The sequence below is a fragment of the Janthinobacterium breve genome, from assembly GCF_051380895.1.
Taxonomy (GTDB): domain Bacteria; phylum Pseudomonadota; class Gammaproteobacteria; order Burkholderiales; family Burkholderiaceae_D; genus Janthinobacterium.
The window spans coordinates 104,262-128,955 of sequence record NZ_JBNYXY010000003.1 but is presented as its reverse complement, the minus strand read 5'-3'; the positions used below and the strand labels follow the sequence as shown (position 1 = coordinate 128,955).

24 protein-coding genes are annotated in these 24,694 nt (G+C 60.3%); 16 read left to right on the top strand and 8 right to left on the bottom strand.

What is annotated here, in order from left to right; genetic code table 11:
* The first annotated feature begins 4 nt into the window (after positions 1-4).
* The 9 genes from ACQ4W0_RS05955 to ACQ4W0_RS05915 all read left to right on the top strand — a co-directional run bounded on the left by ACQ4W0_RS05955 (position 5) and on the right by ACQ4W0_RS05915 (position 6,994).
* Entirely contained in the window at positions 5-931 is a 927-nt protein-coding gene (locus ACQ4W0_RS05955) for a DUF4123 domain-containing protein (RefSeq protein ID WP_436575929.1), read from the top strand.
* A 40-nt stretch (positions 932-971) separates the two neighbouring features.
* A complete protein-coding gene (locus ACQ4W0_RS05950) occupies positions 972-1,436 on the top strand; it encodes a DUF3304 domain-containing protein (protein ID WP_436575928.1) in 465 nt (154 codons plus the stop codon).
* Positions 1,372-2,916 (top strand): phospholipase effector Tle1 domain-containing protein, encoded by a 1,545-nt coding sequence (locus ACQ4W0_RS05945; RefSeq protein ID WP_436575927.1) that lies wholly within the window; start codon positions 1,372-1,374, stop codon positions 2,914-2,916. The genes ACQ4W0_RS05950 and ACQ4W0_RS05945 overlap by 65 nt, the downstream gene beginning before the upstream one ends.
* The gene (locus tag ACQ4W0_RS05940; RefSeq protein ID WP_436575926.1) at positions 2,916-3,047 is read left to right on the top strand and encodes a hypothetical protein; all 132 of its coding nucleotides are present in this window, start codon (positions 2,916-2,918) and stop codon (positions 3,045-3,047) included. Before ACQ4W0_RS05945 ends, ACQ4W0_RS05940 begins: the two co-directional genes overlap by 1 nt.
* Before the next feature lie 40 nt (positions 3,048-3,087).
* The gene (locus tag ACQ4W0_RS05935; protein ID WP_436575925.1) at positions 3,088-3,540 is read left to right on the top strand and encodes a DUF3304 domain-containing protein; all 453 of its coding nucleotides are present in this window, start codon (positions 3,088-3,090) and stop codon (positions 3,538-3,540) included.
* A gap of 6 nt (positions 3,541-3,546) precedes the next feature.
* Positions 3,547-5,712: a phospholipase effector Tle1 domain-containing protein gene (locus tag ACQ4W0_RS05930; protein ID WP_436575924.1), complete on the top strand. Its 2,166-nt coding sequence runs from the start codon at positions 3,547-3,549 to the stop codon at positions 5,710-5,712.
* 38 nt (positions 5,713-5,750) lie between these two features.
* Complete coding sequence (locus ACQ4W0_RS05925; RefSeq protein WP_436575923.1) at positions 5,751-6,203, top strand: DUF3304 domain-containing protein; 453 nt, start codon at positions 5,751-5,753, stop codon at positions 6,201-6,203.
* 141 nt (positions 6,204-6,344) lie between these two features.
* Entirely contained in the window at positions 6,345-6,545 is a 201-nt protein-coding gene (locus tag ACQ4W0_RS05920) for a hypothetical protein (protein ID WP_436575922.1), read from the top strand.
* A gap of 41 nt (positions 6,546-6,586) precedes the next feature.
* Positions 6,587-6,994 carry a DUF3304 domain-containing protein gene (locus ACQ4W0_RS05915; protein WP_436575921.1) on the top strand — a complete coding sequence of 136 codons (408 nt, stop codon included), beginning with the start codon at positions 6,587-6,589 and terminating at the stop codon, positions 6,992-6,994.
* A 96-nt stretch (positions 6,995-7,090) separates the two neighbouring features.
* Here ACQ4W0_RS05915 and ACQ4W0_RS05910 read toward each other — a convergent pair whose 3' ends face one another.
* Together ACQ4W0_RS05910 and zwf are read right to left on the bottom strand one after the other, a co-directional pair.
* Positions 7,091-7,945 carry an SIS domain-containing protein gene (locus ACQ4W0_RS05910; protein ID WP_436575920.1) on the bottom strand — a complete coding sequence of 285 codons (855 nt, stop codon included), beginning with the start codon at positions 7,943-7,945 and terminating at the stop codon, positions 7,091-7,093.
* Positions 7,946-8,030: 85 nt separating this feature from the next.
* Positions 8,031-9,503: a glucose-6-phosphate dehydrogenase gene (zwf, locus tag ACQ4W0_RS05905; protein WP_101482368.1), complete on the bottom strand. Its 1,473-nt coding sequence runs from the start codon at positions 9,501-9,503 to the stop codon at positions 8,031-8,033.
* Between the two features lie 564 nt (positions 9,504-10,067).
* Here zwf and ACQ4W0_RS05900 point away from each other — a divergent pair.
* Positions 10,068-11,021, top strand: coding sequence for a chemotaxis protein (locus ACQ4W0_RS05900; RefSeq protein ID WP_133989823.1), 954 nt, complete (start codon positions 10,068-10,070; stop codon positions 11,019-11,021).
* A gap of 70 nt (positions 11,022-11,091) precedes the next feature.
* Here the strand turns inward: ACQ4W0_RS05900 and ACQ4W0_RS05895 are convergent, their stop codons facing one another.
* Positions 11,092-11,988, bottom strand: a complete 897-nt coding sequence (locus tag ACQ4W0_RS05895; RefSeq protein WP_436575919.1) for an SMP-30/gluconolactonase/LRE family protein — start codon at positions 11,986-11,988, stop codon at positions 11,092-11,094.
* A 9-nt stretch (positions 11,989-11,997) separates the two neighbouring features.
* Positions 11,998-13,662 carry a glucose-6-phosphate isomerase gene (pgi, locus tag ACQ4W0_RS05890; protein ID WP_436575918.1) on the bottom strand — a complete coding sequence of 555 codons (1,665 nt, stop codon included), beginning with the start codon at positions 13,660-13,662 and terminating at the stop codon, positions 11,998-12,000.
* 335 nt (positions 13,663-13,997) lie between these two features.
* Here pgi and edd point away from each other — a divergent pair, with 335 nt between their 5' ends.
* The 6 genes from edd (at position 13,998) to ACQ4W0_RS05860 (ending at position 19,966) form a co-directional block, all read left to right on the top strand.
* Positions 13,998-15,911 carry a phosphogluconate dehydratase gene (gene edd, locus ACQ4W0_RS05885; protein WP_436575917.1) on the top strand — a complete coding sequence of 638 codons (1,914 nt, stop codon included), beginning with the start codon at positions 13,998-14,000 and terminating at the stop codon, positions 15,909-15,911.
* Between the two features lie 3 nt (positions 15,912-15,914).
* A complete protein-coding gene (gene eda, locus ACQ4W0_RS05880; protein WP_070260457.1) occupies positions 15,915-16,544 on the top strand; it encodes a bifunctional 4-hydroxy-2-oxoglutarate aldolase/2-dehydro-3-deoxy-phosphogluconate aldolase in 630 nt (209 codons plus the stop codon).
* A 181-nt stretch (positions 16,545-16,725) separates the two neighbouring features.
* Positions 16,726-17,247: a Rhs element Vgr protein gene (locus tag ACQ4W0_RS05875; RefSeq protein ID WP_436575916.1), complete on the top strand. Its 522-nt coding sequence runs from the start codon at positions 16,726-16,728 to the stop codon at positions 17,245-17,247.
* Between the two features lie 174 nt (positions 17,248-17,421).
* Entirely contained in the window at positions 17,422-17,940 is a 519-nt protein-coding gene (locus ACQ4W0_RS05870) for a TadE family protein (RefSeq protein WP_436575915.1), read from the top strand.
* Positions 17,940-18,533: a TadE/TadG family type IV pilus assembly protein gene (locus ACQ4W0_RS05865; protein WP_436575914.1), complete on the top strand. Its 594-nt coding sequence runs from the start codon at positions 17,940-17,942 to the stop codon at positions 18,531-18,533. Before ACQ4W0_RS05870 ends, ACQ4W0_RS05865 begins: the two co-directional genes overlap by 1 nt.
* Before the next feature lie 50 nt (positions 18,534-18,583).
* A complete protein-coding gene (locus tag ACQ4W0_RS05860; protein WP_436575913.1) occupies positions 18,584-19,966 on the top strand; it encodes a TadE/TadG family type IV pilus assembly protein in 1,383 nt (460 codons plus the stop codon).
* Positions 19,967-20,169: 203 nt separating this feature from the next.
* On the opposite strand, the gene ACQ4W0_RS05855 is transcribed toward ACQ4W0_RS05860, so the two are convergent.
* From ACQ4W0_RS05855 to ACQ4W0_RS05840, 4 genes are read right to left on the bottom strand one after another with little or no spacing between them, the layout of a single operon-like run.
* Positions 20,170-21,102 (bottom strand): type II secretion system F family protein, encoded by a 933-nt coding sequence (locus ACQ4W0_RS05855; protein WP_436575912.1) that lies wholly within the window; start codon positions 21,100-21,102, stop codon positions 20,170-20,172.
* A gap of 21 nt (positions 21,103-21,123) precedes the next feature.
* Positions 21,124-22,101: a type II secretion system F family protein gene (locus tag ACQ4W0_RS05850; protein ID WP_436575911.1), complete on the bottom strand. Its 978-nt coding sequence runs from the start codon at positions 22,099-22,101 to the stop codon at positions 21,124-21,126.
* Positions 22,102-22,112: 11 nt separating this feature from the next.
* Positions 22,113-23,498, bottom strand: a complete 1,386-nt coding sequence (locus ACQ4W0_RS05845) for a TadA family conjugal transfer-associated ATPase (protein ID WP_436575910.1) — start codon at positions 23,496-23,498, stop codon at positions 22,113-22,115.
* Positions 23,495-24,685, bottom strand: coding sequence for a CpaE/TadZ family protein (locus tag ACQ4W0_RS05840; RefSeq protein WP_436575909.1), 1,191 nt, complete (start codon positions 24,683-24,685; stop codon positions 23,495-23,497). Before ACQ4W0_RS05840 ends, ACQ4W0_RS05845 begins: the two co-directional genes overlap by 4 nt.
* Between the last annotated feature and the right edge of the window lie 9 nt (positions 24,686-24,694).

Genomic DNA, 24,694 nt, shown 5'->3' with positions numbered 1-24,694 from the left:
TCTGATGTACTTTGCCATCGATGTTCCCGACCCAGAAGTTCCAGCGCTGATCGCACAGCAACTGCAGGCCTTGCGCGCGGAGGCGGCGGCGAACGGCAGCCAGCCCTTGCATTTGCTGGCGCTGCTGGACGGCGCCTGCGATGAGGAGTTTTTCACCCGCCGCTACCCGAGCCGCTTGCGGCGCCAGTCGCTGTATGCACACACCTCGCTGCAAAATTTCAAGAGTGCCGCACCGCATTTAATGGCGGCGCCATCGACAAGCAGCGAGCAGGCCGAGTGGCTGCAGCGCCTGTTTTCGCTGTGCGCAGGCAAGCCCATGCTCAGCATCATCGCCAGCACGCTCGATATCGACCTGCTGGAGCAGCATCTGCGCCCCTATTTGATTGCCATTACGCCAGATACCGTCGAATGGCCCGTGCGCTGGGCCGATAGCCGCACATTGCCGGCCTTGCTGGCAGCCTTGACTCCAACGCAGTCTGCGCATTTGCTGAGCCCCATCTACCGCTGGTGGTCGCTGCGGCGCGATGGCTCCCTGATCAGTTGGCAGGGCGAGGCGCAGCCCAGGCCAGTCCCGGCGGAGTTTGACAAATTCCCCCTTAGCGACGCCGCCTTTGCCGCCTTGGTGGATATCGCCGAGGCCGACGCCATCCTGGCCAATCTGCATGATGTGCAGCCGGACCTGTTTCATTCCGGCACCCCGGCCGAATGTCACGCGCGCGTGGCGCGTCATTTGCTTGTGGCAAACGCCAGCGGCATCGAGGCGGCGGGCCAGCGTCAGCATTTCAGCGCCCTGGCCTTGATGCTGGCTGACGATTTTACCTTGCATCCTGCGATGGCCAGCCTGTTGCGGCGGACGCGCCAGGGTGCGAATTACCTGTCCGAGCTCGACACGCTGCCCGACGATTTCTGGCAGGCGCGCTTGGCTGCCTAGCCTTGTTCCTTCAATTGCTTACTTTTATAAAGGGGAAATTATGAAATGGATTATTTATCTTGGTTGTGCCCTGTTTAGTGTCTTGCTGCTGAGCGGTTGCGCCCTCAAGGCCAGGCAGGTTGAGGAAGCCGGCCCAAGTCCTACCGCGACGGCGCAGGTGGGTATTGTGAACCATACGGGGAAGTATATTTACTCCGCATCGGTTGATGGGGCAGGAGGGGGGAATATGGCCAGATGGGGGGCGGGACTTGCCAATATTTGCTGCGCATCCATTCCTCGAGTGTGGTATCCGGGAATGAAAGTCCTGGTGCGGTGGGATATGCCAGAAGAACATACGCATATTGTCAAAGAAAAAATGGTGGAAGTGGAAAAATATGATAGACCAGGAGATATTTATATGCATTTTTTTGAGAATGACGAGGTGAGAGTGGTTGTGTCAAATGCTGGAGGGCCTAGCAAAATTCATCCTATTCTTCATTCCGGAAAACCTGCCAATATCCCTTGATATTATGATTAGCGAAACTCCCACCTCTGCGCCGTTTCCCGTCGATTTTTTTCTAAAACTATCGACGCGAGAGCAATCCAAAATTGCGAAGGAGGAATGTGATAATAAAGATAGCGCTCCATGCAATATTCCAGTGAGGGTTGGAATTTTCTTTGATGGAACCAATAATAACCTGGAGCGCGATAGGAATGGGGTTAGGACAGGCGTGCTCGATCCGAGAACGAAGAAGCCTACCCCTATAAATAATGTTGTGATAGACGCCAATGAAGCCAGTCATAGTAATGTGGCGCGTTTATTTTCGGCATATCCTGGTGATAAAACAAAAAATGGATATTTCTCATATTATATTCCTGGTGTGGGAACGCCATTTAAGGAAATAGGCGAATTAACTGAATCGGACGAGGGGAAGGCTTTTGCCAAAGGAGGGCAGTCGCGAATTATATGGGGATTGTTGCAGGTTTTAAATGCAATTCATCGAGTAATATATGGGAGTGACACGCCATTATATGAAACAGATAAGGCTGGCGAACTTTCCCGTACTTATGATAATGCCGTAGGCCACAAAAAGGTAGCGCATCCCTCAACTGGCAGAGAGCGCTTCATGACCCACTCGGATTGGTTCGCTGAGCATATTGAAAAACTAAGGGCGGCGATGGAGGCACGTTCGAAGCCGAATATTCCATCGTTGACCTTGTCGGTGTTCGGTTTTTCGCGTGGCGCCGCCGAAGCGGTGGCGTTTTGCCAGCTGTTTGCTGATTTGCTCACGCCACGCGAAGGTGAGGTGCAGGAGTTTGCCGGCATTCCGGCCCGCATCGATTTTCTTGGCGTCTTTGACACGGTGGCAACCGTGGGCAGCTCGGCGTCTGTCGCGAAAACCACGATCGCGCCTGGCGCGATGTTCGATGGCCATTGGGCCTGGGCTAATGAATTGCTCAAGCCACTGCCTCGATGCGTCAAGGCTGGCTTGCATTGTATCGCCGCGCATGAACAGCGCATGAATTTTCCCGTCACGCGCCTGACAGGGAAAATCGAGGAAGTGTATTTTCCTGGCGTGCACTCGGACGTGGGAGGCGGCTATGGTCCGGGCGAGCAGGGCAAGGGACGCGGCGGACAAGCGGCCTTGCTGTCGCAAATCCCGCTGGCGCATATGTTCAAGGAAGCGCGCCTCAAGGGCGTGCCCTTGATACCGTTTAGCGAACTGGAGGCAACGGACCGAGATGATTTTCAGGTCAGTCAAGAGCTTGCCAAGCAAGGCGACTTGCTGAGCAAGCATATGCAACTGTATTACCGCTGGCGCGCCGTGCGCGTCAAGACCCTGGAAGCCACGGTCAGCTTCAAGGCGGCCAGCGCGCAGGAGCGGGAGGATCTGGGTTCCTACAACCGCTTGCTGGCAGGCGATCTGGAAGCGCTGCGCGCGCGCAAAACGCCAGCGGCATCGAGGCGGCGGGCCAGCGTCAGCATTTCAGCGCCCTGGCCTTGATGCTGGCCGACGATTTTACCTTGCATCCTGCGATGGCCAGCCTGTTGCGGCGCACGCGCCAGGGTGCGAATTACCTGTCCGAACTCGACACGCTGCCCGACGATTTCTGGCAGGCGCGCTCGGCTGCCTAGCCTTGTTCCTTCAACTGCTTACTTTTATAAAAGGAAAATCATGAAATGGATTATTTATCTTGGCGCCGTCTTGCTGCTGAGCGGTTGCGCCCTCAAGGCCAGGCAGGTTGAGGAAGCTGGCCCAAGTCCTACCGCGACGGCGCAGGTGGGTATTGTCAATCATACGGGGAAGTATATTTATTCCGCATCGGTGGATGGGGCAGGAGGGGGGAATATGGCCAGATGGGGGGCGGGCGGGGCAAATATTTGCTGTACATCGATTCCCCGCGTATGGCATCCAGGAATGAATGTCTTGGTGCGGTGGAATATGCCTGAAGGGCACACTGATGTCATTAAGGAAAAAATGGTCGAAATTGAAAAATATGATAGGCCAGGCGATATTTATATGCACTTTTTTGAGAATGATGAGGTGAGAGTTGTCGTGTCGAATGATGCAGGATATGGAAAAGATCACCCGATTCAACACACGGGTAAACCATCACTTAAAAAATAATTCATTATGATTAATGTTCCGCCTCCCAAAGCTCCGGTTCCTGTCGATGTATTCTTAAATCCAGGGACGAGTGAACAGTCAAAAATCGCTCAAGTTGCATGCAGCGCGGCATCAGACACACCGTGCAGCATAGCTGTACATGTGGGACTATTTTTTGACGGCACGAACAATAATTTGGAACGGGATCGCAACGGCTTGCGTACAGGTGTAATTGATGCAAAAACGAAAGTCCCCATTGCCATTGCGAAAATTCCACTCAAGCCGGAAGATGCCAGTCACAGTAATGTGGCGCGCCTTTTTTTAACATATCCAAATGACAAGCAGCAGAGCGGATATTATTCAAACTATATTCCAGGCGTAGGTACTCCGTTCAAAGAAATCGGAGAGCTAACCGAATCGGATGAAGGCAAGGCATTTGCCAAAGGCGGGCAAGCCCGGATTATATGGGGCTTGCTGCAAGTCGTGAACGCCGTTCATCGGACTATTAGCGGCAAGTTATTGTACGAATCAGATGAAGCTGGCCGACTTGCCCGCATCTATGATAATGCCGTAGGCCACGATAAAGCACCTCACCCCCTAACCGGACGAGAGCGTTTCATGACCCACTCTGACTGGTTCGCTGAGCATATTGAAAAACTAAGGGGGGCGATGGTGGCACAACCGAAGCCACATATTCCATTGCTGACCCTGTCCGTGTTCGGTTTTTCGCGTGGCGCCGCCGAGGCGGTGGCGTTTTGCCAGCTGTTTGCCGATTTGCTCACGCCACGCGAAGGTGAGGTGCAGAAGTTTGCCGGCATCCCTGCTAGCATCAATTTTCTTGGCGTCTTCGACACGGTGGCAACCGTGGGTAGTTCGGGGTCGGTGGCGAAAACCACGATCGCGCCTGGCGCGATGTTCGATGGTCATTGGGCATGGGCCAATGAATTGCTCAAGCCGCTGCCTCGCTGCGTCAAGGCCGGCCTGCATTGCATTGCCACGCATGAGCAGCGCATGAATTTCCCCGTCACGCGCTTGGAAGGGAATATCAAGGAAATATACTTTCCTGGCGTGCACTCCGACGTGGGAGGCGGCTATGGTCCGGGAGAGCAAGGAAAGGGACGCGGCGGACAAGCAGCCTTGCTGTCGCAAATTCCGTTGGCGCACATGTTCAAGGAGGCGCGCCTCAAGGGTGTGCCCCTGATACCGTTCAGCGAACTGGAACTTCGCGATCAGGATGACTTTCAGATCAATCAGCAGCTTGCCAGCGCCTGGGAAGCATACACCGCCGAGCTGGGTGAGCAAGGCGCTTTGCTGAGCAAGCATATGCAACTGTATTACCGCTGGCGCGCCGTGCGCGTCAAGACACTGGAAGCCACGGCCAGTTTCAATGCGGCCAGCGCGCAGGAGCGGGAGGATCTGGGGTCCTACAACCGTTTGCTGGCAGGCGATCTGGAAGCGCTGCGCGCCCGCAAAGCCTTCCGCCATGGCGATGAGGAGAAACCGTTCAGCGCCCAGGATAGCAAGCGCATCAACCACTGGCAATATTATCGGGCCCAAAATCACACGCCCTTGGACAAATGGGAAGAATTTGCGCTCGACATATTCGATCACCCCAAACCGCTGCCGCCCGAAGTGGTGCGTTTTTTTGACGACTATGTACATGATTCCTTGGCCGGCTTTTATATGGCGGGCGAAGTGACGGAATACGACAAGCGCGCCAAGATCGCCTCGTTCGCCAATAAACCGCCTGAAGAAGGCTTTTATAAACGCGCGTATGAGCTCAGCCGGAAGACGGAAGCCGCGCAACTGAAGCAAAAGAATGGCGAAGCGTTGACGCCGGAAGAGGATGCACTGCTCAAGGAAGCACAGTATGGCACGCCCTACCCGATCCGGACGGATGCCGACAGTGCCGACATGCGCAGTAAGGCGATCACTACGCAAACCTATACGCGGCGCGAGGGTGGCGGTTATATCCTGCGCCGTGGCTATTACCCGCAAAGCGGCTTCTTCCGGAAAAGCGTGCACGAAAACGAGTTGCAGCGCATGCCGACGGCCGGCATCAAGGCGAAAGAAGCACCCGAAGAATTCGTGTGGAGTGAAAACTTGGTACAGGATATTGCGCAAGCAAAAGTCGATGAAGAGATTTACCTGGCGCAGCGGCGCTCTGCAACGCGGATCGAGGCGCTCGCATAGGGCGTGACTTCAGCGCGGCTGGAACCGAAAGGAAAATCATGAAATGGATTATTTATCTTGGCGCTGCCTTGCTGCTGAGCGGCTGTGCGTTCAAGGCCAGGCAGGTTGAGGAAGCCGGCCCAAGTCCTACCGCGACAGCACAGGTGGGTATTGTGAACCATACGGGCAAATATATTTATTCCGCATCGGTGGATGGGGCGGGCGGGGGAAATATGGACAAATGGGGGGCGGGAGGTGCAAATATCTGCTGTACATCTATCCCGAGAGTATGGCATTCAGGAATGAACGTCTTGGTGCGGTGGGATATGCCTGAAGGGCATACGCATATTGTTAAAGAAAAAGTAGTGGAAATTGAAAGATATGATAGGCCTGGAGATATTTATATGCACTTTTTTGAGAATGACGAGGTGAGAGTTGTTGTATCGAATGATGCAGGATATGGAAAAGATCATCCGATTCAACACACGGGTAAGCCATCGCCTAAAAAATAAACCGTCAAGATTAATGCTTCATCTTCCAAGGCTCCGGTTCCTGTCGATGTCTTCTTAAAGCCAGGTGCGCGTGAATAGTCAAAAATTGCTCAAGTTGCATGCAGCGCGGCATCAGATACCCCATGCAGCATAGCTGTAAAAGTGGGTCTGTTAAATGCCAGCGATATCGAGGCAGTGGGCCAGCGTCAGCATTTCAGCACCCTGGCCTTGATGTTGGCCGATGATTTTACCTTGCATCCTGCGATGGCCAGCCTGTTGCGGCGCACGCGCCAGGGTGCGAATTACCTGTCCGAGCTCGACACGCTGCCCGACGATTTCTGGCAGGCGCGCTCGGCTGCCTAGCCTTGTTTCTTCAACTGCTTACTTTTATAAAAGGAAAAATGATGAAATGGATTATTTATCTTGGCACCGTCTTGCTGCTGAGCGGTTGCGCGTTTAAGGCCCGGCAGGCTGAGCAAGCTGGCCCAAGTCCTACCGCGACAGCGCAGGTGGGTATCGTGAACCATACGGGGGAGTATATTTACTCCGCATCGGTGGATGGGGCGGGAGGAGCCAATATGGCCAGATGGGGAGCAGGGGGAGCCGATGTTTGTTGTACTTCTATCCCGCGAGTGTGGTACCCGGGAATGATGGTTCTGGTGCGGTGGGACATGCCGGATGGACTAAAGCATATTGTTAAAGAAAAAATGGTGGAAGTGGAAAAATACGATGAGCCGGGTGATATCTATATGCATTTTTTTCCCAATGACGAGGTGAGAGTGGTTGTATCAAATGCAGGTGGGGGGGGCTAAAACTCATCCTATTCTTCATTCCGGAAAACCTGCCGATATGCCTTGATGTCCGTCGCGGAAAGGAGCGGCTCCAGCAAGGCTGGAGCCGGCAGGGGATCAGCCGATGAAGGAATCGAACTGCATGTCGAATTCCTGCAGCGCCTTCTGCGCGTTCTGCATTTTCTTGCGGAACTCCGGTCCCCGTTGCAGGGCCAGGCCCACGGCCAGCACGTCGATCACCACCAGGTAGGCCAGGCGGGCTGAAATCGGGGTGTAGGGGTCGGTGTTGAAGACCAGGTCGATCGGGATCAGCACGGTCGCCAGGTCGGCCAGCGGCGTGCCCGAGGGGGCCAGCACGACGACGTCGGCACCGCCGCGGCGCGCCAGTTTTACGGAGCGCACGAGGGCAGGGCTGTTGCCGCGCTGCGAGATGGCCACCAGGCAGTCGCCGCTGCGCAGCAGGGCTGCGGCGATGCTGTGGATGTTTGGATCGCTGTAGGCCACCGTCGGCACGCCGGAGCGGAAGAACTTGTGCTGTGCATCGGCCGCCACGATGCCGGACGTGCCCTGGCCATAGAATTCGATCTTGCTGGCGCGCGACAGGATGTCGAGCGCGCGCTGGATCGCTTCCGGGTTCAGGTTGTTGCGCAGGTCGAGCAAGGTATTGATCGAGCGGCTGCAGATTTTATTCACCAGGTCCGCCGCCAGGTCGTCCTGCGCCGGCTGCTCGTTCGCGCCCGGCATGGCCAGGGCCAGGCCCTGCGCCAGCTTCAGCTTGAATTCATGCCAGCCGTCATAGCCCAGGGTGCGGCAAAAGCGCACCACGGTCGGTTCCGACACCTGCGCGCTTTTCGCCAGCGCCGTGATGTTCTGGCTGACCGTCTGGTTAGGCTGGTCAAGCACGGCCAGCGCGACCTTCTTCTCCGACTTGGAGAGCGAATCGAGCTGGGTGCGGATGGAGTCAAGCAGCATCAGGGTAGTCTTATGGGTAGAGTTTCAGGAGTGGGGAAATGGGCGATTGGCCTGCCCATGCATGGGCAGGCCCTTGCGTTGCCTGTTAATCCTCGGGTAAGGCCTCTTCACGCCACTGCAAGCCATCGCGCCCGATCAGGGCACTGGCGGCCGCAGGGCCCCAGGTGCCGGCCGTGTACGGAATCGGCGCGCTGTCGTTCTGTTCCCAGTTGTCGAGTATCGGTTCGACCCATTCCCAGGCCGCTTCCAGTTCGTCGCCGCGCATGAACAGGGTCAGCTGGCCGCGCAGGACGTCGAGCAGCAGGCGCTCGTAGGCATCCATGCGTGGCGTCTTGAACGATTCGCGGAAATCGAGTTCCAGTTCCGCCGGTTTCAAGCGCATGCCGTCGCCCGGGGTTTTCGCCATCAAATTCATGCGCAAGCCTTCGTCTGGCTGCAAACGGATCACCAGGCAGTTCGGCTGGAAGCTGGACGTGGGCTGGTTGAAGATCGAGTGCGGAATCTGCTTGAAGCGCACGACGATCTCGGCCAGGCTGTCAGCCATGCGTTTGCCCGTGCGCAGGTAGAACGGCACGCCGGCCCAGCGCCAGGTATCGATTTCCGCCTTCAGCGCGACGAAGGTCTCGGTGCGCGAATGCTCGGGCGCGTCCGGCTCGTCGCGGTAGCTCGGCACGGTGACGCCGTCGACGTGGCCGGCGCGGTACTGACCGCGCACGATGTTTTGCGCCAGGGTGGTGGGCGTGAATTTTTTCAGCGAGCGCAGCACTTGCAGTTTCTCATCGCGCACGGCATCCGGCGCGATCGAGGTCGGCGGTTCCATGGCGACGATGCACAGCAGTTGCAGCAGATGGTTTTGCAACATGTCGCGCAGCGCGCCCGAGGTGTCGTAGTAACCCATGCGGTTGCCCACGCCCAGTTTCTCGGCGATGGTGATCTGCACGTCGGAAATCCATTCGCGGCGCCACAGCGGTTCGAACAGAATGTTGCCGAAGCGCAGAGCCAGCAAGTTCTGCACGGTTTCCTTGCCCAGGTAATGGTCGATACGGTAGATCTGCGATTCCTGGAAGACCTTGCCCACTTCTGCGTTGATCTGCTTGGCGCTGGCCAGGTCGCGGCCCAGCGGTTTTTCCAGGACCACGCGCGAATTCGGCGTCACCAGGCCATTGTCTTCCAGGTTGTCGCAGATGAGGGCGAACAAATGCGGCGGCGTCGCCAGGTAGTACACGCGCGTCAGGTCGGCATCGCCGCGCAGCGCTTCGACCAGCGGCGCGTACGTGGCCGCATCGCTGGCGTTGAGCGACACATACACGATGCGGGCGCAGAATTTGCTCCAGGTGGCGGCATTCAGGGTGCTGGCCTTGATGTGAGGGCGCGAGTTGGTCTCGACCATCTTCAGGAAGGCATCCTGGCCGCTGTCCTGGCGGCCTACACAGATGATGCGCGCCGTCGGCGGCAAATCGTTCGCGACGTCGCGCGCATACATTGCAGGCAGCAACTTGCGCATTGCTAAATCGCCGCTGCCGCCAAACAGGACCAGGTCAAAATCGGTAAGTGCCATAAGTGAGTGTCGTCGCAAAAGTAAAAGAGCCGGAGCGGGGAGGAGGCCGACCGGAAGTGCCAGTCTGTCGCTACTATATTCGGTGGTGTAAATTTACTACGTAGAACAGGCAATTGCAAGAAATTTTACTACATTCCATTCCCTGGCGTCGCAGTTTTGCCCGCTATGCTTGCCAGCGGCGCAGGCAGGACCATTATATGCCGTTCGCTGGCGCGGCTACGCCGTCACGCTTTGCACGGGGCTTTTCAAAGCAACCATGGTTGCCAGGGAAATTTTCGATTCTCTCCATCATCATTTGCGCTGTAGCAACAAGCAAATCAAGAAATGCTGTCAGGATCGCCGTTGGCAGCGTAAAGTAGCTTTGAAGAAAGTAAAAAACCGTATAATTCAGGCTCGAATCGATAGCAACTATTGGTTGTAAGAAATTGTACGATATACACTGCACCGCTAGCGCCGGCCATGCCCCGAACCCGCCATCCGACGTCCATGCGACGTGCAGTCCGCACTGCCCGCAGCATCACGGGTAGGCAGACTTAACTTTACAAGACGGCTCAAGGGGACACAATGAATTCAATGCAGCAAGATGTCGATGAACGCACCAGCCTGACAGGCAATAACAAATTCGAACTGTTCCTGTTCAAGCTGGGCACCAGTGATCACTCGACCAGCCGCGAACTCTTCGGCATCAATGTGTTCAAAGTCCGTGAAATCATGGAAATGCCGGCCATCACGGCGGTGGCCGGGTCGCATCCCCACATGCTGGGCGTGGTCAATATCCGTGGCCAGATCGTGCCCGTGATCGACTTGCCGATGGCCGTCGGTTGCAAAAGCAATGGCTTGAAGATTTTGATGGTGACGGAATTTGCCCGCTCGACCCAGGCGTTCGCCGTGGAAGAGGTCGATGAAATCGTGCGCCTGGAATGGAATCAGGTCCTGTCGGCCGAATCGAGCGTCGGTGGCGGCCTCGTCACGAGTATCGCGCGCCTCGATGGCGACACGGACAAGACGCGCCTGGCGCAAGTGCTGGACGTGGAGCAAATCCTGCGCAACGTGCTGCCGTCGGGCGATCCCGATGTGGATCAGAACAGCATCGGCCCGCAAGTGCGCCTGCCGGCCGGCGCCGTGATCCTCGCGGCCGACGATTCCTCGCTGGCCCGCTCGCTGATTGAAAAAGGCCTCGAAGCGATGGGCGTGCCCTTCATCATGACCAAGACGGGCAAGGAAGCGTGGGAACGCCTGCAGGCGATCTCGGCTCAGGCGGCGACCGAAGGCAAGACGGCGAAAGACAAGGTTGCGCTGGTGCTGACCGACCTGGAAATGCCGGAAATGGATGGCTTCACCCTGACGCGCAACATCAAGAACGATGGCCGCTTCTCCAACATCCCCGTGGTGATCCACTCGTCGCTGACGGGCTCGACCAACGAAGACCACGTCAAGGGCGTGGGCGCCGATGGTTATGTGGCCAAGTTTGTGGCGGCGGAACTGGCCGAGACGATACGCAAGGTGCTGGCCCGCTAATCTGCGCGGCCGCAGGTGAAAAAGCGCCGGCACCCGCGAGGGTCCGGCGCTTTTTCATGCCTTGCCGTCTTTATGCCTGGTAAGGCGTTTCCGGCTGGCCCGCCACGTCTACGCGTACGGACAGCACGTGGCCCGTCAGCGGGTAGTTGGCGATCTCGGCGTTTGATCGGTTGTGGCTGGCGCTGGTGATGTACAGGGTGCGCAGGTCGGGACCGCCAAACGTCACCATGGTGGGGCAGCGCACGGGCACGGTAATTTCGCCCAGCACATGGCCATCGGGGGCGAGGCGTAAAATCTTGCCGCCTTCAAACATGGCCGACCAGTAATTGCCTTCGCTGTCGACGGCCGCGCCATCCGGGCGTCCGCCGTAGTCCGCCGATTTTTTATCGGTGGAAAAGCGCTGGAATGGTTGCGGCTCGGAAATGGCACCCGTGGCCGCGTCGAAGTGGTAGCGGTCGATGCGGTGCGTGGTGGTATCTGCGTGGTACATGGTGCGCCCGTCGGGGCTGAAGCCCAGGCCGTTCGACACCGTCATGCCACCGGACCAGACCTTGCGCACCTGTCCTTTTTCCAGCACGAACATTTCCGCCGCATCGGCGCTGCGCGGCTCGAAAATGGTGCCGACCCAGAAGCGGCCTGCAGGGTCGACCTTGCCATCGTTGAAACGCGTGGTGGCCGTGTCGAACGGCGCCGGGGCGATTTCCGCCAGGCTGCCCGTCCTCGTGTCGAGGTGGGCAAAGCCGCTGCGCAAGGCCACGATCAGGCCGCCGCCAGCGTTGATGGCCAGTGCCGACGGCTCCGTCGGCATGCTCCACTGCTCATGCTTGCCGCTGGCAGGGTGCAAGCGGTGCACGGCGCAGCCATCGATATCGACCCAGTACAGGGCCGCTTCCTTGCCATGCCACAGCGGGCATTCGCCCACTTGCATGGGCTTGTCGCTGACTACCTTGATTTCGTAAATATTCATTTATCTCTTTTAATATGCGGCTTTTGCTGCTTTAGCCAGGGCAATCAAGCCATTGGTCGAGCTGTCGTGGTGGTCGGGACGGGCTTCGCCCGTCAGTTCGGCCTGGATTTTCTTGGCCAGCACCTTGCCCAGTTCCACGCCCCACTGGTCGAAACTGTTGACGTTCCACAAGACGCCTTGCACGAAGGTCTTGTGTTCGTACAGTGCGATCAGGGCGCCCAGGGTGGTCGGGGTCAGCTGGTCCATCAAGATGGTGTTGCTGGGGCGGTTGCCGGGGAAAGTCTTGTGCGGCACCAGCGCTTCGATCTCGCTTTCCGGCAAGCCTTGCGCCTGCAGGTCAAGGCGCACTTCCTCACCCGTCTTGCCCGTCATGAAGGCTTCCGACTGGGCAAAGCAGTTGGCCAGCAGGGCGTCGTGGTGGCCAGGCAAATCGTGCGTGGCGCGCAGGGCGGCGATGAAATCGATGGGAGTGATGTCGGTGCCCTGGTGCAGCAGCTGGAAATACGCATGCTGCGCATTCGTGCCGCAATCGCCCCAGATGACGGGACCGGTCGGCACGTCGACGGGCACGCCATCCTTGGTGACGCGCTTGCCGTTGCTTTCCATGTCCAGCTGTTGCAAATAGGCGGCAAAGCGGCTCAGGTCCTGGTGATACGGCGCGATGGAAACGGAGCCGCAATCGAGGAACTGGCGGTTCCAGAAGCCGACCATGGCCAGTACCACTGGCATGTTCTGTTCCAGTGGCGCCTGGCGGAAGTGCTGGTCCATCGCATGCGCGCCGGCGAGGAAATCGCTGAAGTATTCAAAGCCCACGGACAGCGCCACGGCCAGGCCGATCGAGGACCAGACGGAATAGCGTCCGCCGACCCAGTCCCAGAACGGGAACATGTTTTCCGGCGCGATGCCGAAGTCGACGATGGCTTGCGTGTTGGTCGAAACGGCCACAAAATGTTGGGCCAGGTCCTTTTCTTCGCCTTCGAGCAGGAACCAGGCGCGCGCCGTGTTGGCGTTGAGCATGGTTTCGGCCGTGACGAAGGTTTTCGAGGCCACGATGAACAGGGTGGTTTCCGGATCGACCTTGGACAGGGTCGCTTCCATGTCGTGCCCGTCGACGTTGGAAACAAAGTGCATTTCCAGGCCCGGGTTGGCGTAGGAGCGCAGGGCCAGGCAAGCCATTTTCGGTCCCAGGTCCGAGCCGCCGATGCCGATGTTGACGATGTCGCAAATCGGCTTGCCCGTGTGGCCGAGCCAGCTGCCATTGCGCACCTTGTCCGTAAACGCCTTCACGCGTTGCAGCACATCTTGCACGTCGGCATCGATATCCTGGCCATCGACCACCAGCTTGGTGCCGCGTGGCGCGCGCAAGGCAGTATGCAGAACGGCCCGATGTTCGGTAAGATTGATTTTCTCGCCCGTAAACATCGCTTCGCGCTGCGCTTCCACGCCGCGCTCGCGGGCCAGGTCCATCAGCAGGGCCATGGCGCTGGCGTCGACGCGGTTCTTCGAGTAATCGAGCAACAGTCCTGCCGCATCGACTGTCATGCTGGAAAAACGCGCGGGGTCGGCGGCGAACAGCTGGCGCAGATGCACTTCGCGCAGGCTGGCGCTATGCGCTTGCAGGGACTGGAAACTGGCGGTGGCGGTGATGGCAGGAGTAGGTGCTGGCTGGCGCATGGCGGTCGGCTTGGGTGCTTGTCTCGGTTGAAAGGAGCGCGGCGCGTTCATCGTGGCGAACGTGGGTGCCGGCGTTGGTATGAGAATAATACATCAGAAAAACGTAATTTCACTACAGTTTGTGCAGGCGCATAGCATTTTCAGCGTTTTTTCAGGCGTTTTATCCTTACTGCAATAGATAGGCAAGCAAGACGAGTGGACGTCGAACGCTGTCGTTTTGCCTTGAAAGGTCGTGAAAAAATGGATTATTTCTGCCACTGGCCACTGCAAGAGTGCTTCTGCTCGACCATTTTGTAGTAAAATTTCACAAAATACTCATTTTTAAGGAAATCCATATGGCGCTGCATCCAGTAGTCGAATCCGTAACAGCGCGCATCATCGCGCGCAGCCGGCCATCGCGCGGCGCCTATCTGGCGCATCTGGATGCGGCCCGCATCCAGGGCGTGCAGCGCGGCGCCCTGTCGTGCACCAACCTGGCGCACGGCTTTGCCGCCTTTCCCGCCAACGACAAGCTGTCGCTGAAGGAATACAAGAAGCCTTCCGTGGCCATCGTGTCCTCGTACAACGACATGCTGTCGGCGCACCAGCCCTTCGACGGCTTCCCGCAGATCATCAAGCAAGCCGTGCGCGAAGTGGGCGCCGTGGCCCAGTTCGCCGGTGGCGTGCCTGCCATGTGCGATGGCGTGACGCAAGGCCAGCCGGGCATGGAACTGTCGCTGTTTTCGCGCGACACCATCGCCATGTCGACGGCCGTGGCGCTGTCGCATAATATGTTCGATGCGGCCCTGTACCTGGGCGTGTGCGACAAGATCGTGCCGGGCCTGCTGATCGGCGCGCTGCACTTCGGCCATTTGCCGGCCGTCTTCGTGCCGGCCGGTCCGATGACGTCGGGCCTGTCGAACCAGGAAAAAGCCAAGGTGCGCCAGCTGTATGCGCAAGGCAAGGCCACGCGCGAAGACTTGCTCGAAGGCGAGTCGAAAGCCTACCACGGCGCCGGCACCTGTACTTTCTATGGCACCGCGAACAGCAACCAGATGCTGATGGAAGTGATGGGCCTGCACTTGCCGGGCGCCGCCTTCATCACGCCGAACACGCCGCTGCGCGATGCGCTGACGGCCGCCGCCGCCCAGCGCGCCGCTGTCATCACGGCGCAAAGCGCCAATTACTTGCCAGTCGGTCATATCGTCGACGAGAAATGTATCGTTAACGCCGTCGTGGGCTTGCTGGCCACGGGCGGTTCGACCAACCACACGCTGCACCTGGTGGCGATCGCCAAGGCAGCCGGCATCGTCATCGACTGGAACGATTTCAACGAACTGTCGGCCATCGTGCCGATGCTCACGCGCATCTATCCGAACGGCGACGCCGACGTGAACCATTTCCACGCGGCCGGCGGCACCGGTTATCTGATCCGCGAACTGCTCGATGCGGGCTTGCTGCACGAAGACGTCAACACCATCCTGGGCCGCGGCTTGCGCGCGCACTGCATGGAGCCGTTCCTCGGTGAAGACGGCAAGGTCTTCTGGAAAGATGCACCGGCCGCCAGCGCCGACGAAAACGTGCTGCGCCCGGCCTCGAACCCGTTCGCGCCGGACGGCGGCATGGTTCTCGTCGCGGGTAACCTGGGCCGCGCCGTGATGAAGGTCTCGGCCGTCAAGCCGCAGCACCGCACGGTGGAAGCGCCGGCATTGGTGTTCAATTCGCAGGAAGAGTTCATGAACGCCTACAAGGCCGGCACGCTGGACCGCGACTTCGTCGCCGTGCTTCGCTTCCAGGGCCCGCGCGCCAACGGCATGCCGGAACTGCATGCGCTGACGCCGGCGCTGGCCAACCTGCAGGATGCTGGCCGCCACGTGGCGCTGGTCACCGATGGCCGCATGTCGGGCGCATCGGGCAAGGTGCCGGCCGCCATCCACGTATCGCCTGAGATCCTCGCCGGCGGCCCGCTGGGTCTGGTGCGCGACGGCGACATCATCCGCCTCGACGCCTTCACCGGCGTGCTCGAGGCGCTGGTGCCGGCCGACGTCTGGCACGCCCGTTCGCTGGTCACGGCCGACCTGTCGCCGAACCACGTCGGCATGGGCCGCGAGCTGTTTTCCATGTTCCGTTCCACCGTCAGCGCGGCGGAAGAGGGTGCCACCACCTTCGGCCTGCCGTCGCCGATTCCCACCACCGTCGCCTTGCACGACGCCGACAATGTCGGTGATACCGTACCGGGTTCCGATGAAGACTTTTTGGCTAGGAAATAAGAGATGACCATGACACTACTGGAAATTATGCGCACCTCGAGCGTGATCCCCGTGATTGCGATCGACGATCCTGAACACGCCGTACCGCTGGCGCGCGCGCTGGTGGCGGGCGGCATCCGCGTGCTGGAAGTAACCTTGCGCACCAAGCATGGCCTGGAAGCGATCCGCGCCATGTCGGCCGTGCCGGGCGCCATCGTCGGCGTCGGTACGCTCACGCGTCCCGAGGAATTCGCCCAGGCGCGCGATGCAGGCGCTGTCTTCGGCGTCTCGCCTGGCCTGACGTCGGCCCTGGTGGCGGCGGCGAAAAGCAGCGGCCTGCCCTTGCTGCCTGGCGTGATGACACCCGGTGAAGTGATGGCGGCGCGCGAAAACGGCTTCCAGCAGCTGAAACTGTTCCCGGCCGTGCCAGCGGGCGGCATCGGCATGCTCAACGCCATCTACGGCCCGCTGCCGGACATCACGTTCTGCCCGACGGGCGGCATCTCGCAAGAGACGGCGTCGCAGTTCCTGGCGTGCAAGAACGTCGCCTGCGTGGGCGGCTCGTGGCTGACGCCAAAAGACGCGATCGCGGCCGGCAACTGGGACCGCATCACGGAAATTGCGAAAGCTGCCAGCGGCCTTCGCTCCGCCTAGTCGTACCTGACATAAGCTACTGCGCGCCGCACTTTGCGGCCTGCGATGCTCACCGTACTAGAGTACGGTTGCGCTTTTTGGCCACAAATCACTGCCGCTCGCTACGCTTCTGTCAGGTACTTGCAGTTGTAGTACTCGGCAAGCTTTTGTGCTTGCCGCTTCTTTTTTCTGACGGAGTGCCATGCGCGTGCTGCGCCGTCCCCTGACCATCGGCGAAACCGCCATGGCCCGCAGCGTCTTTCAGGGCGCCGTCGACTACGCGCGCGTGCGCGTGGTGCGCGGCTCCTTTCTACCGTTAGGCTTGCAGGACCAGAACACGGCCATGACGCCGCGCGGCAGCCTGCATTTCATGCCGGCCCAGTACCGCGACGATTTTTCCCGCGAAGGCAACAGCGGCAAGCTGTTCTTCATCCACGAAATGGTGCACGTGTGGCAGTACCAGCTCGGCTACTGCGTGCTGCTGCATGGCATGTTGCTGGCGCTGTGCGGCGGCTATATCGGGCAGCGCGCCTACCGCTACGACGCGCAGGCCGGCGGCATCCTGTCCGACTTCAACATGGAGCAGCAGGGCGACATCATCGCCCACTACTTCGGTGCGCGCCAGCTGGGCATTCCCGCCCACGTGGCCAAGCTGCCGCAGCTGCAGGAGATCCTGCAGGGCTTCCTGCTCGATCCCGCCGACCGTCGCTTGCTTCCGCGCTAATTTCGTTTCCTATCGTTATTTTGTGTACGCGTGAATTTGTATGTAATTTGCATGTATTCAGACCTTGACTTTCGTCTCAGCATTACCTAAATTAAATTATACAAAGAACAATTTATTTGGTTTTATTGCAACCTCGGCGCGAGACCGAGAGCAACCTGTCCAAGCGAGTAAATCATGCAGACTAGAAACAGCTGTAGGGGAAAGTTGTGCCTGAAAAATCGCCCACGTGGCGCTGCGTTGGTGGAATTTGCCTTGATCGCCCCTATCCTCTTTTTCCTCATCGCCATGATCATGGAACTGGGGGTCATGTTCTGGGTCAACCTGACGATGCAGTACGCCGTGCGCGAAGGGGCCCGCTACTCCATCACGGGGCAAAACAACCTCGATCCCGCCAGCGCCAACAAGCAGCGCTACGAAGCGGTGCTGCAAAAGATCAACGACAGCTCGCTGGGCCTGTATGCGATGGTCAGTCCCGTGGTGGTGGTCAATGGCGTATCGCAAGCGCCTTCGGCGTACAACAATAATATGTTCGGCGCGGCCGGCGATATTGTCGTCTTGCAGGTGAACTGTACCTGGCCCGTCATCACCCCCGCTTGGCGCTTGATGGCCTTGCTCAATCCCAAAACTTCCACGAGTGCGCCCGGCCAGTATGCCTTCAGCGTCGCGGCCACCATGCGCAACGAGGCCTTCTGATGACGCCATCCCAACAACGGACATTGACGCGCGCGCGCCGCCAGCAAGGCGTGGCCGCCGTGGAGTTCGCCCTGGTGCTGCCCTTTCTGCTGATGATGGCCGTCCCCGTCTTCGACTTGGCGCGCATCGTGCAGGGGGACATGATATTGACCAACCTGAGCCGCGAAGGCGCCAACCTGGCGTCGCGCTCGTCGCAGGATCCGCAGACCATCATGACGGCGCTGGCGATGACGACGCCGCCGCTGGACATGGCCAGCAATGGCAGCATGTACATCAGCAAGATCATGGGGAATGGCCCCGGCAAGCAGAACGTCATTCTCGAACATTACCGCTGGACCAACGGACCGCAGCAGGCCAGCAAGGTGTGGAGCTGCGGCAGTTGGGCCAGCGACGGCACGGGCAAGTGCACCAGCATCCCCAGCGCGGGTTCGCCCATCAACGATGCCATGAGCAACCAGTTGGCCAACGGCGAAGTCATTTATGTCGTCGAGGGACTGTATCGCGCCAACATCCTGTTTGCCGGCATGAGCCTGGGCTTTGGTGCGCAAACACCCCAGCTGAGCGGCAATCTGTATGCCAAGACCATTTTTTAGACACGCTGTCATCATTGCGCAGGCGCCCGTGCAGGCGCGGGGAGAACATCATGAAAAGCATACGCAGGCGGACTGGAAAACAGAAGGGGCAGGTTCTGATTGTCATCGGCCTGTCGATGGTGGTGCTGATCGGCGCGGTGGGCCTGGCCATCGATTCCGGCCTGGGTTTTATCATCCGCTCCAAGCTCAATGCGGCCGTTGATTCGGCCAGCATCGCCGCCGCGCGCGCCGTCACGCAAGGCGTGGGCGAGGCAGCGCAGCGGGCCAGCGCCCAGGCGGCGGCGCAAAAGTTTTTTGCCGTGAATTTCCCCACGGGCTACCTGGGGGCCACGCCCACCTTCAACGATCCCACGGTGACGTTTGACGCGGGCAAGGTGACGATCGATGCGGCGGCCACGGCCGCCGTGCCCGTGACCCTGATGCGCGTGCTGGGTTTTAATTTGCTGACGGTCAGCGCCGCGGCGCAGACCATCCGCAAGGACCTGGACCTGGCCTTCGTGATGGATACCTCTGGCTCGATGGCGCCCGTCGGTGCCACCGTCATCAGCAGTGCGCAGCTGTTTCTCAGCAAGTTCAACCCCGCGCTGGACCGTATGGCCCTGATCCATTTTTCCTACGGCGCCGAAGTCGATACTCCGATCAACACGGTGGCGCGCGGTTTTGACCAGGCAGGCATGAGCAAGGCCATCGGCAAGTACTCGTTTGACGGCTTGACGAATTCGGCCGAAGGGGTGTGGAACGGGCGCGACCAGCTCAACAGCATCGCCCTGGCCAACCGCTCCAGCCTGCGCGTGATCGTATTTTTTTCCGACGGTTCGCCCAATACCATTTCCTCCGTCTTCAAGTTCAAGACACCGGCCGACTGCACCACGCCAGGCTCGCTGGTGACGGGCGACGGCACCAGCACCGGGACGCCGGCTGGCCTGTGGCTGATCAACAAACAGGGCACGACGGCGGCGGGCAAGTGCAACCAGGGTTCGAACATCGTCAAGAACCTCGATGCGGCCGCCTTGCCGCAATGGTATAACGCGCACAATCCCACGAATTTGCCGGCCTTGCAGGAGTTCCCCGTCATCACGGCCACGCCGCGTGCCGTCACCAACGACACCAGCAGCAATGCGGCCACCTGGATCAATGTCAATCGCGCCTCGCGCAACCTGCTTGAAGCGATGGCCACCAAGGCCCGCGCCGAAGGCATATATGTGTTTAGCCTGGGTCTGGGCAGCGAGCTGACGGCAGCCAACGGCCCTGCACCCAGCGACAAGGGCGAAGACATCCTCAAGTGCATGGCCAATACGCCGGATGCCTTGTCGCGCTGCGTGACGGCTGGCGCTGGCCAGCCGGTGGGCATCTATTGCCACGCGGCCAATTCCGACGAATTGAAGCCTTGCTTTGAAAAACTCGCCTCGGCTATTTTGCGCATCAGTATGTAAGGGGAGCAGGATAGTTGGCAAGGGCCGGACGGCGAGTCCGGCCTTTTTCATGCCTGCCTGCCGCATGCTGGAGTTACTGAGCAATGCTGAGAAGGCAGCTTGGGCCGGCGGCGCAGTGCAGTGCAGTGCAGTGCAGTGCAGGGAGGAAGGCTTGTAGGCATGGTTTCCGGCAGCGCAGGCCGCCGGGAACAGCTTGGGAATGTTTAATTGCCGCCGGCCATGCCAGGCAGCAGCACGCGGTAGATCTGCAGGAAGGCTGGTCCCATGAGGACCACCAGCAGGGAAGGGAAGATGAAGAAGATCAGCGGGAACAGCAGTTTCAGGGCAATTTTTGCCGCCTGCTCTTCTGCCAGCTGGCGCCGCTTGGTGCGCAGCTGATCCGATTGCACGCGCAGCGAGGCGGCGATGCTGGTGCCGAAGCGTTCGGCCTGGATCAGCATGGCGACGAGGGCATCGACATCTTCCACGCCCGTGCGCAGGGCCAAGTTGCGCAAGGCCCGTTCCTTCGAGTTGCCGGCGCGCAGCTCCAGTGTCAGCAAGTGCAGTTCTTCGGCCAACACGGCGCTTTTCAGCGTGATTTCGGATGCCACCCGCGCCAGCGCCGCATCCATGGCCAGGCCCGCTTCCACGCAGACCGTCATCAGGTCCAGCGCATCGGGAAAACTTTCAAAGATGTCGCGCTGGCGCAGGCGGATGCGGCGGTTCAGCCAGGCGTTTGGCAGGTAGTAGCCGAAAGCGGCGGCCAGTAGCAGCCACAGCAGCAAGGCTGTGCTGCTGTAATGCACGCCGGCCACGCTCAGGCCCAGGAACACCAGCACGGGCAGGCCCACGGCGAGGGCCGTCTTGGCGCCAAAATACAGCAGCGGCGCCGATGGGTGACGCAGTCCCGCATGCATGAAACGCAAGCGTATTTTCGATGTCTCCCAGCCGTCTTCGGGCAGGGACAGGCGCGCCAGTGGTCCGCTCAGCTTGACGAAGTGCGCCAGCCAGTGGCGGGCGCTGCCCGGTGCTGCTGCGCCCACGCTGTCGAGGCGGTGCCGCAGCGGGTCGGGCACGGCCAGCAGCAGCACGAACATGGCGCCGGCGAAAACGGCGACAAACAGCAAGCCGAGAAAGGCCATTTGCAAGGTAGTCATGATGTCGTTCCCCTCAAAAAATCACACCCGGATATGGATCACCTTGCGCATGATGATGACGCCGACCAGCATCAGCAGCAGGGCGCCGACCAGCATCTTCTGTCCGCCGGGATCGCGATACAGCAGTTCCAGGAAGGTGGGGTTGGTCAGCTGGATCATGGCCGCCGCGCCGAACGGCAGCAGCGCCAGGATCCAGGCCGACAGGCGTGCCTCGGCCGACAGCACGCATACCTGACCCAGCAGCTTGAAGCGTTCGCGGATGATGTGACTGATGCTATCGAGCAATTCCGACAGGTTGCCGCCCGTCTCGCGCTGGATCAGCACGGCGATGACGAAATAGCGCACGTCCGTGCTGGGCACGCGCGTGGTCAGGTTCATCAGCGCGTCCGGCATGGCGATGCCGAAGTTGACTTCGTCGAAGGCGATGCGAAATTCGTCGGCCAGCGGCGCGTTCATTTCCTCGCCAACCATTTTCAGGGCCGTGGGAAAGGCATGGCCGGCGCGCAGGGCGCGGCTCATGAGTTCCAGTGCGTCCGGCAACTGCTGGCCGATGCGTTGCAGGCGGTGCGCCTTGGCGCGTTCGATGTAGTACAGGGGCAGCAGCGCGCAGGCGGCTGCTACCAGCAGGCGCAGCAGCCAGGGCAGGTCGATCAGGCTGGCGCCGACCAGGCCGACGAGGAAGGCCAGCAGTACCAGCATGGCCCACTGCGCCACGCTCCACGTCAGCCCTGACTGTTCCAGCAAGCGGTCGAGCGCATGCACGCGCGGTACTTCCAGCAACAGCTTCTGCAGCGCCGGGGTTTCACTGAGCAGGCGCTGCTTGATCATCGACGTGTTCTGCTCGCCCGCGTGGGCGCCAGCCGACATCACGCGCAGGCGCCGCGCCACCCGTTCCGATTCCGGCCCGCGCACAGTGTTCCAGCTCTGGTACAGGCCCATGACGAGCAGCAGCACGGCGATGAAGATCAGGGCCCCGAAGACGTAATAACTGGTGTCCATGGCGTGGCTCCTCAATGGTATTGGCGGTTGGGATCGAACAGGCTTTCCGGCACGACCACGCCGAAGGCGCGCAGACGGTCGAGGAAGCGGGGACGCACGCCGCTGGCCTGGAAGTGGCCGCTGACGGCGCCATCCTGGGCCACACCCGTCTGGCGGAACGTGAAGATTTCCTGCATGGTGATCATCTCGCCTTCCATGCCCGTGATTTCCTGGATCGACACCACCTTGCGCTTGCCGTCCGTCAGGCGCGCCACCTGCACCACCACGCCGATGGCGGCGCTGATCTGCTGGCGCATGGCCTTGCCCGGCAACATGGAGGCGGCCATGCTGATCATGTTTTCCAGCCGCGTCAGGGCATCGCGCGGCGTGTTGGCGTGGATGGTGGCCATCGACCCTTCATGGCCCGTATTCATCGCCTGCAGCATGTCGAGCGCCTCGGCGCCGCGCACCTCGCCCAGGATGATGCGGTCGGGCCGCATGCGCAGGGCATTGCGCACCAGTGCGCGTTGCGTCACTTCGCCCTTGCCTTCGATGTTCGCTGGCCGGGTTTCCAGGCGTATCACGTGCGGCTGCTGCATTTGCAGCTCCGCCGCATCCTCGATGGTGACGATGCGTTCGGTGCCGCTGATGAAGCCCGATATCGCGTTGAGCATGGTGGTCTTGCCGCTGCCCGTGCCGCCCGAGATCAGGATATTGATCTTGGCCTTGCCCAGGCCCTGCAGGATTTGTGCCATTTCGGCCGTCAGGCTGTGATGCTCGACCAGGTCGGAAAGCCGCAGCGGCTGGGCCGAAAAGCGCCGTATCGACATCACGGGTCCATCGATGGCCAGCGGCGGGATGATGGCGTTCACGCGCGAGCCGTCCGGCAGGCGCGCATCGACCATGGGGCTCGATTCATCGATGCGCCGTCCCACGCGCGAGACGATCTTGTCGATGATCTTCATCAGGTGCGCATCGTCGTTGAAGCGGATGTCGCTCAGCTCGAGCTGGCCATGGCGTTCGACATACACCTGGCGGTGCGTGTTGACGAGGATGTCCGAGACGGTGGGATCGTTGAGCAGCGGTTCGAGCGGGCCGAAGCCCAGCACTTCGTCCTGGATGTCGCGCACCAGGGTGCGCCGTTCCAGGTCGTTGATGACGACGCTGTCTTCATCCAGCAGGCGCCCCACCAGGACCTTCAGGTCGTCGCGTATCTGTTCCTGTGACAGGCGCTGCATGCCTTCCAGGTCGATGCGGTCGAGCAGGGACTGGTGCACGTGCTGCTTCAGTTCCTGGTAGGCGGGATTGTCGATGCTGCCGCCGCGCACGGCGCCGAAGGCCGTATTGCCGTTCGCGGCCGGGGCGCTGCCGAGCCGTTCGCGCAGGCTGGGGCCGGCGCCATTGATGTCGATGCTCATGCTGTTTCCCCTCGAAGATGGATGGGCCTGTTACGCTGGAACAGGCGTGAAAACAGGCCAGGCGCGCTGGCCGCGCGCGTGCCGCCCAGCTTGCGCGCACACTCCTGCAGTGATTTGGCCAGCGGGCTGCCGGGCGCCAGCTTCAGTACGGGCACACCCTGGTTGACCGAGGCTGCCGCCACCGCGTAGTGATTCGGCATGGCGTGGAAAATGTTGTGGCCATAGGCTGCTTCCAGGTCGCGCCCGCGGATTTCATCGGCGCCCGCTTGGCGGTTCAGGATCAGGTGAATCTTGCTGGCCGGGTATTCCAGCGACTGGAACACTTGCAGCAGCCGCTTGCCATCGCGGATGTAGGGCAGGGTTGCCTGCACCACGGGGCAGATCATGTCGGCGTGGTCCAGCGCGCGCACGCTGACGGCATCGAGGCCGCGGCCCGTGTCTAGCACGATGAAGTCATATTCGTGGCGCGCCAGGTGCAGCAGCTGGTCAATGTGCTCGGGCTTGATGTCGTTCGCGTGTCCCGGATCTTCGGGGGCGGCCAGGATGCTGAAGTTCGGCGTCACCTGCACCATGCTGGCGGCGAGGAAGGAGGGGTCGAGGCGGTGGATCTGCTGCGCCACGTGCGACAGCGTGGCGGCCGGCTTCTGGTCCGAGACAAACAGCGCCGCGTCGCCAAACTGCAGGTTCAGGTCGAACAGCGCCACGCGCTGCTTGTCCTGCGCCAGCGCATACGCCAGGTTGGCGGCGAGGAACGTGGCGCCGCTGCCGCCCTTGCACGAGACGAAGGCGATGATCTTGCCGTCGTGCCGCACGTGGCGCGTGCTCTTGTCCTCGATGCGTTGCAGCGCCGTATTCAGGGCGGCGCCGTTGTCGGCTTGCGGCAGCACTTCGCGCACGCCCGCGCGCATGGCTTGCAGCAGGAAGTCGCTGCCCTGGTGCTGGCACTGCAGGATGATGGCCATGGCGGGCTGGCGGCTGGCCAGGCGTTCGATGCGTACAAGGTCGGCATCGTCGATGACGGGCTGCGCCAGCAGCAGCGCGTCCGGCGCGGCCATTTCAGCCGTGCCGGCCAGCCGTTCCAGGCTGCCGACGGCGCTGTCGATATCGTCGTCCGCGTGGCGCTCGCGCAACAGCGCCGTCATTGCGGCCAGTTGTTTTTCGTTACTGGAGATAATGAAGATTTTCACGGCAAGCTC

Excerpts from the sequence above, each read along its gene's own strand:
- ACQ4W0_RS05875 (WP_436575916.1), top strand. The coding sequence starts at position 16,726 with ATGCGCGTGCTGCGCCGTCCCCTGACCATCGGCGAAACCGCCATGGCC.
- ACQ4W0_RS05955 (WP_436575929.1), top strand. The coding sequence starts at position 5 with ATGTACTTTGCCATCGATGTTCCCGACCCAGAAGTTCCAGCGCTGATC.
- ACQ4W0_RS05870 (WP_436575915.1), top strand. The coding sequence starts at position 17,422 with ATGCAGACTAGAAACAGCTGTAGGGGAAAGTTGTGCCTGAAAAATCGC.
- ACQ4W0_RS05860 (WP_436575913.1), top strand. The coding sequence starts at position 18,584 with ATGAAAAGCATACGCAGGCGGACTGGAAAACAGAAGGGGCAGGTTCTG.
- ACQ4W0_RS05900 (WP_133989823.1), top strand. The coding sequence starts at position 10,068 with ATGAATTCAATGCAGCAAGATGTCGATGAACGCACCAGCCTGACAGGC.
- ACQ4W0_RS05940 (WP_436575926.1), top strand. The coding sequence starts at position 2,916 with ATGCTGGCCGACGATTTTACCTTGCATCCTGCGATGGCCAGCCTGTTG.
- eda (WP_070260457.1), top strand. The coding sequence starts at position 15,915 with ATGACCATGACACTACTGGAAATTATGCGCACCTCGAGCGTGATCCCC.
- ACQ4W0_RS05945 (WP_436575927.1), top strand. The coding sequence starts at position 1,372 with ATGCTGGAGGGCCTAGCAAAATTCATCCTATTCTTCATTCCGGAAAAC.
- zwf (WP_101482368.1), bottom strand. The coding sequence starts at position 9,503 with ATGGCACTTACCGATTTTGACCTGGTCCTGTTTGGCGGCAGCGGCGAT.
- ACQ4W0_RS05865 (WP_436575914.1), top strand. The coding sequence starts at position 17,940 with ATGACGCCATCCCAACAACGGACATTGACGCGCGCGCGCCGCCAGCAA.
- ACQ4W0_RS05895 (WP_436575919.1), bottom strand. The coding sequence starts at position 11,988 with ATGAATATTTACGAAATCAAGGTAGTCAGCGACAAGCCCATGCAAGTG.
- edd (WP_436575917.1), top strand. The coding sequence starts at position 13,998 with ATGGCGCTGCATCCAGTAGTCGAATCCGTAACAGCGCGCATCATCGCG.
- ACQ4W0_RS05935 (WP_436575925.1), top strand. The coding sequence starts at position 3,088 with ATGAAATGGATTATTTATCTTGGCGCCGTCTTGCTGCTGAGCGGTTGC.
- ACQ4W0_RS05930 (WP_436575924.1), top strand. The coding sequence starts at position 3,547 with ATGATTAATGTTCCGCCTCCCAAAGCTCCGGTTCCTGTCGATGTATTC.
- ACQ4W0_RS05950 (WP_436575928.1), top strand. The coding sequence starts at position 972 with ATGAAATGGATTATTTATCTTGGTTGTGCCCTGTTTAGTGTCTTGCTG.
- ACQ4W0_RS05925 (WP_436575923.1), top strand. The coding sequence starts at position 5,751 with ATGAAATGGATTATTTATCTTGGCGCTGCCTTGCTGCTGAGCGGCTGT.
- ACQ4W0_RS05855 (WP_436575912.1), bottom strand. The coding sequence starts at position 21,102 with ATGACTACCTTGCAAATGGCCTTTCTCGGCTTGCTGTTTGTCGCCGTT.
- ACQ4W0_RS05910 (WP_436575920.1), bottom strand. The coding sequence starts at position 7,945 with ATGCTGCTTGACTCCATCCGCACCCAGCTCGATTCGCTCTCCAAGTCG.
- ACQ4W0_RS05915 (WP_436575921.1), top strand. The coding sequence starts at position 6,587 with ATGAAATGGATTATTTATCTTGGCACCGTCTTGCTGCTGAGCGGTTGC.
- ACQ4W0_RS05850 (WP_436575911.1), bottom strand. The coding sequence starts at position 22,101 with ATGGACACCAGTTATTACGTCTTCGGGGCCCTGATCTTCATCGCCGTG.
- pgi (WP_436575918.1), bottom strand. The coding sequence starts at position 13,662 with ATGCGCCAGCCAGCACCTACTCCTGCCATCACCGCCACCGCCAGTTTC.
- ACQ4W0_RS05845 (WP_436575910.1), bottom strand. The coding sequence starts at position 23,498 with ATGAGCATCGACATCAATGGCGCCGGCCCCAGCCTGCGCGAACGGCTC.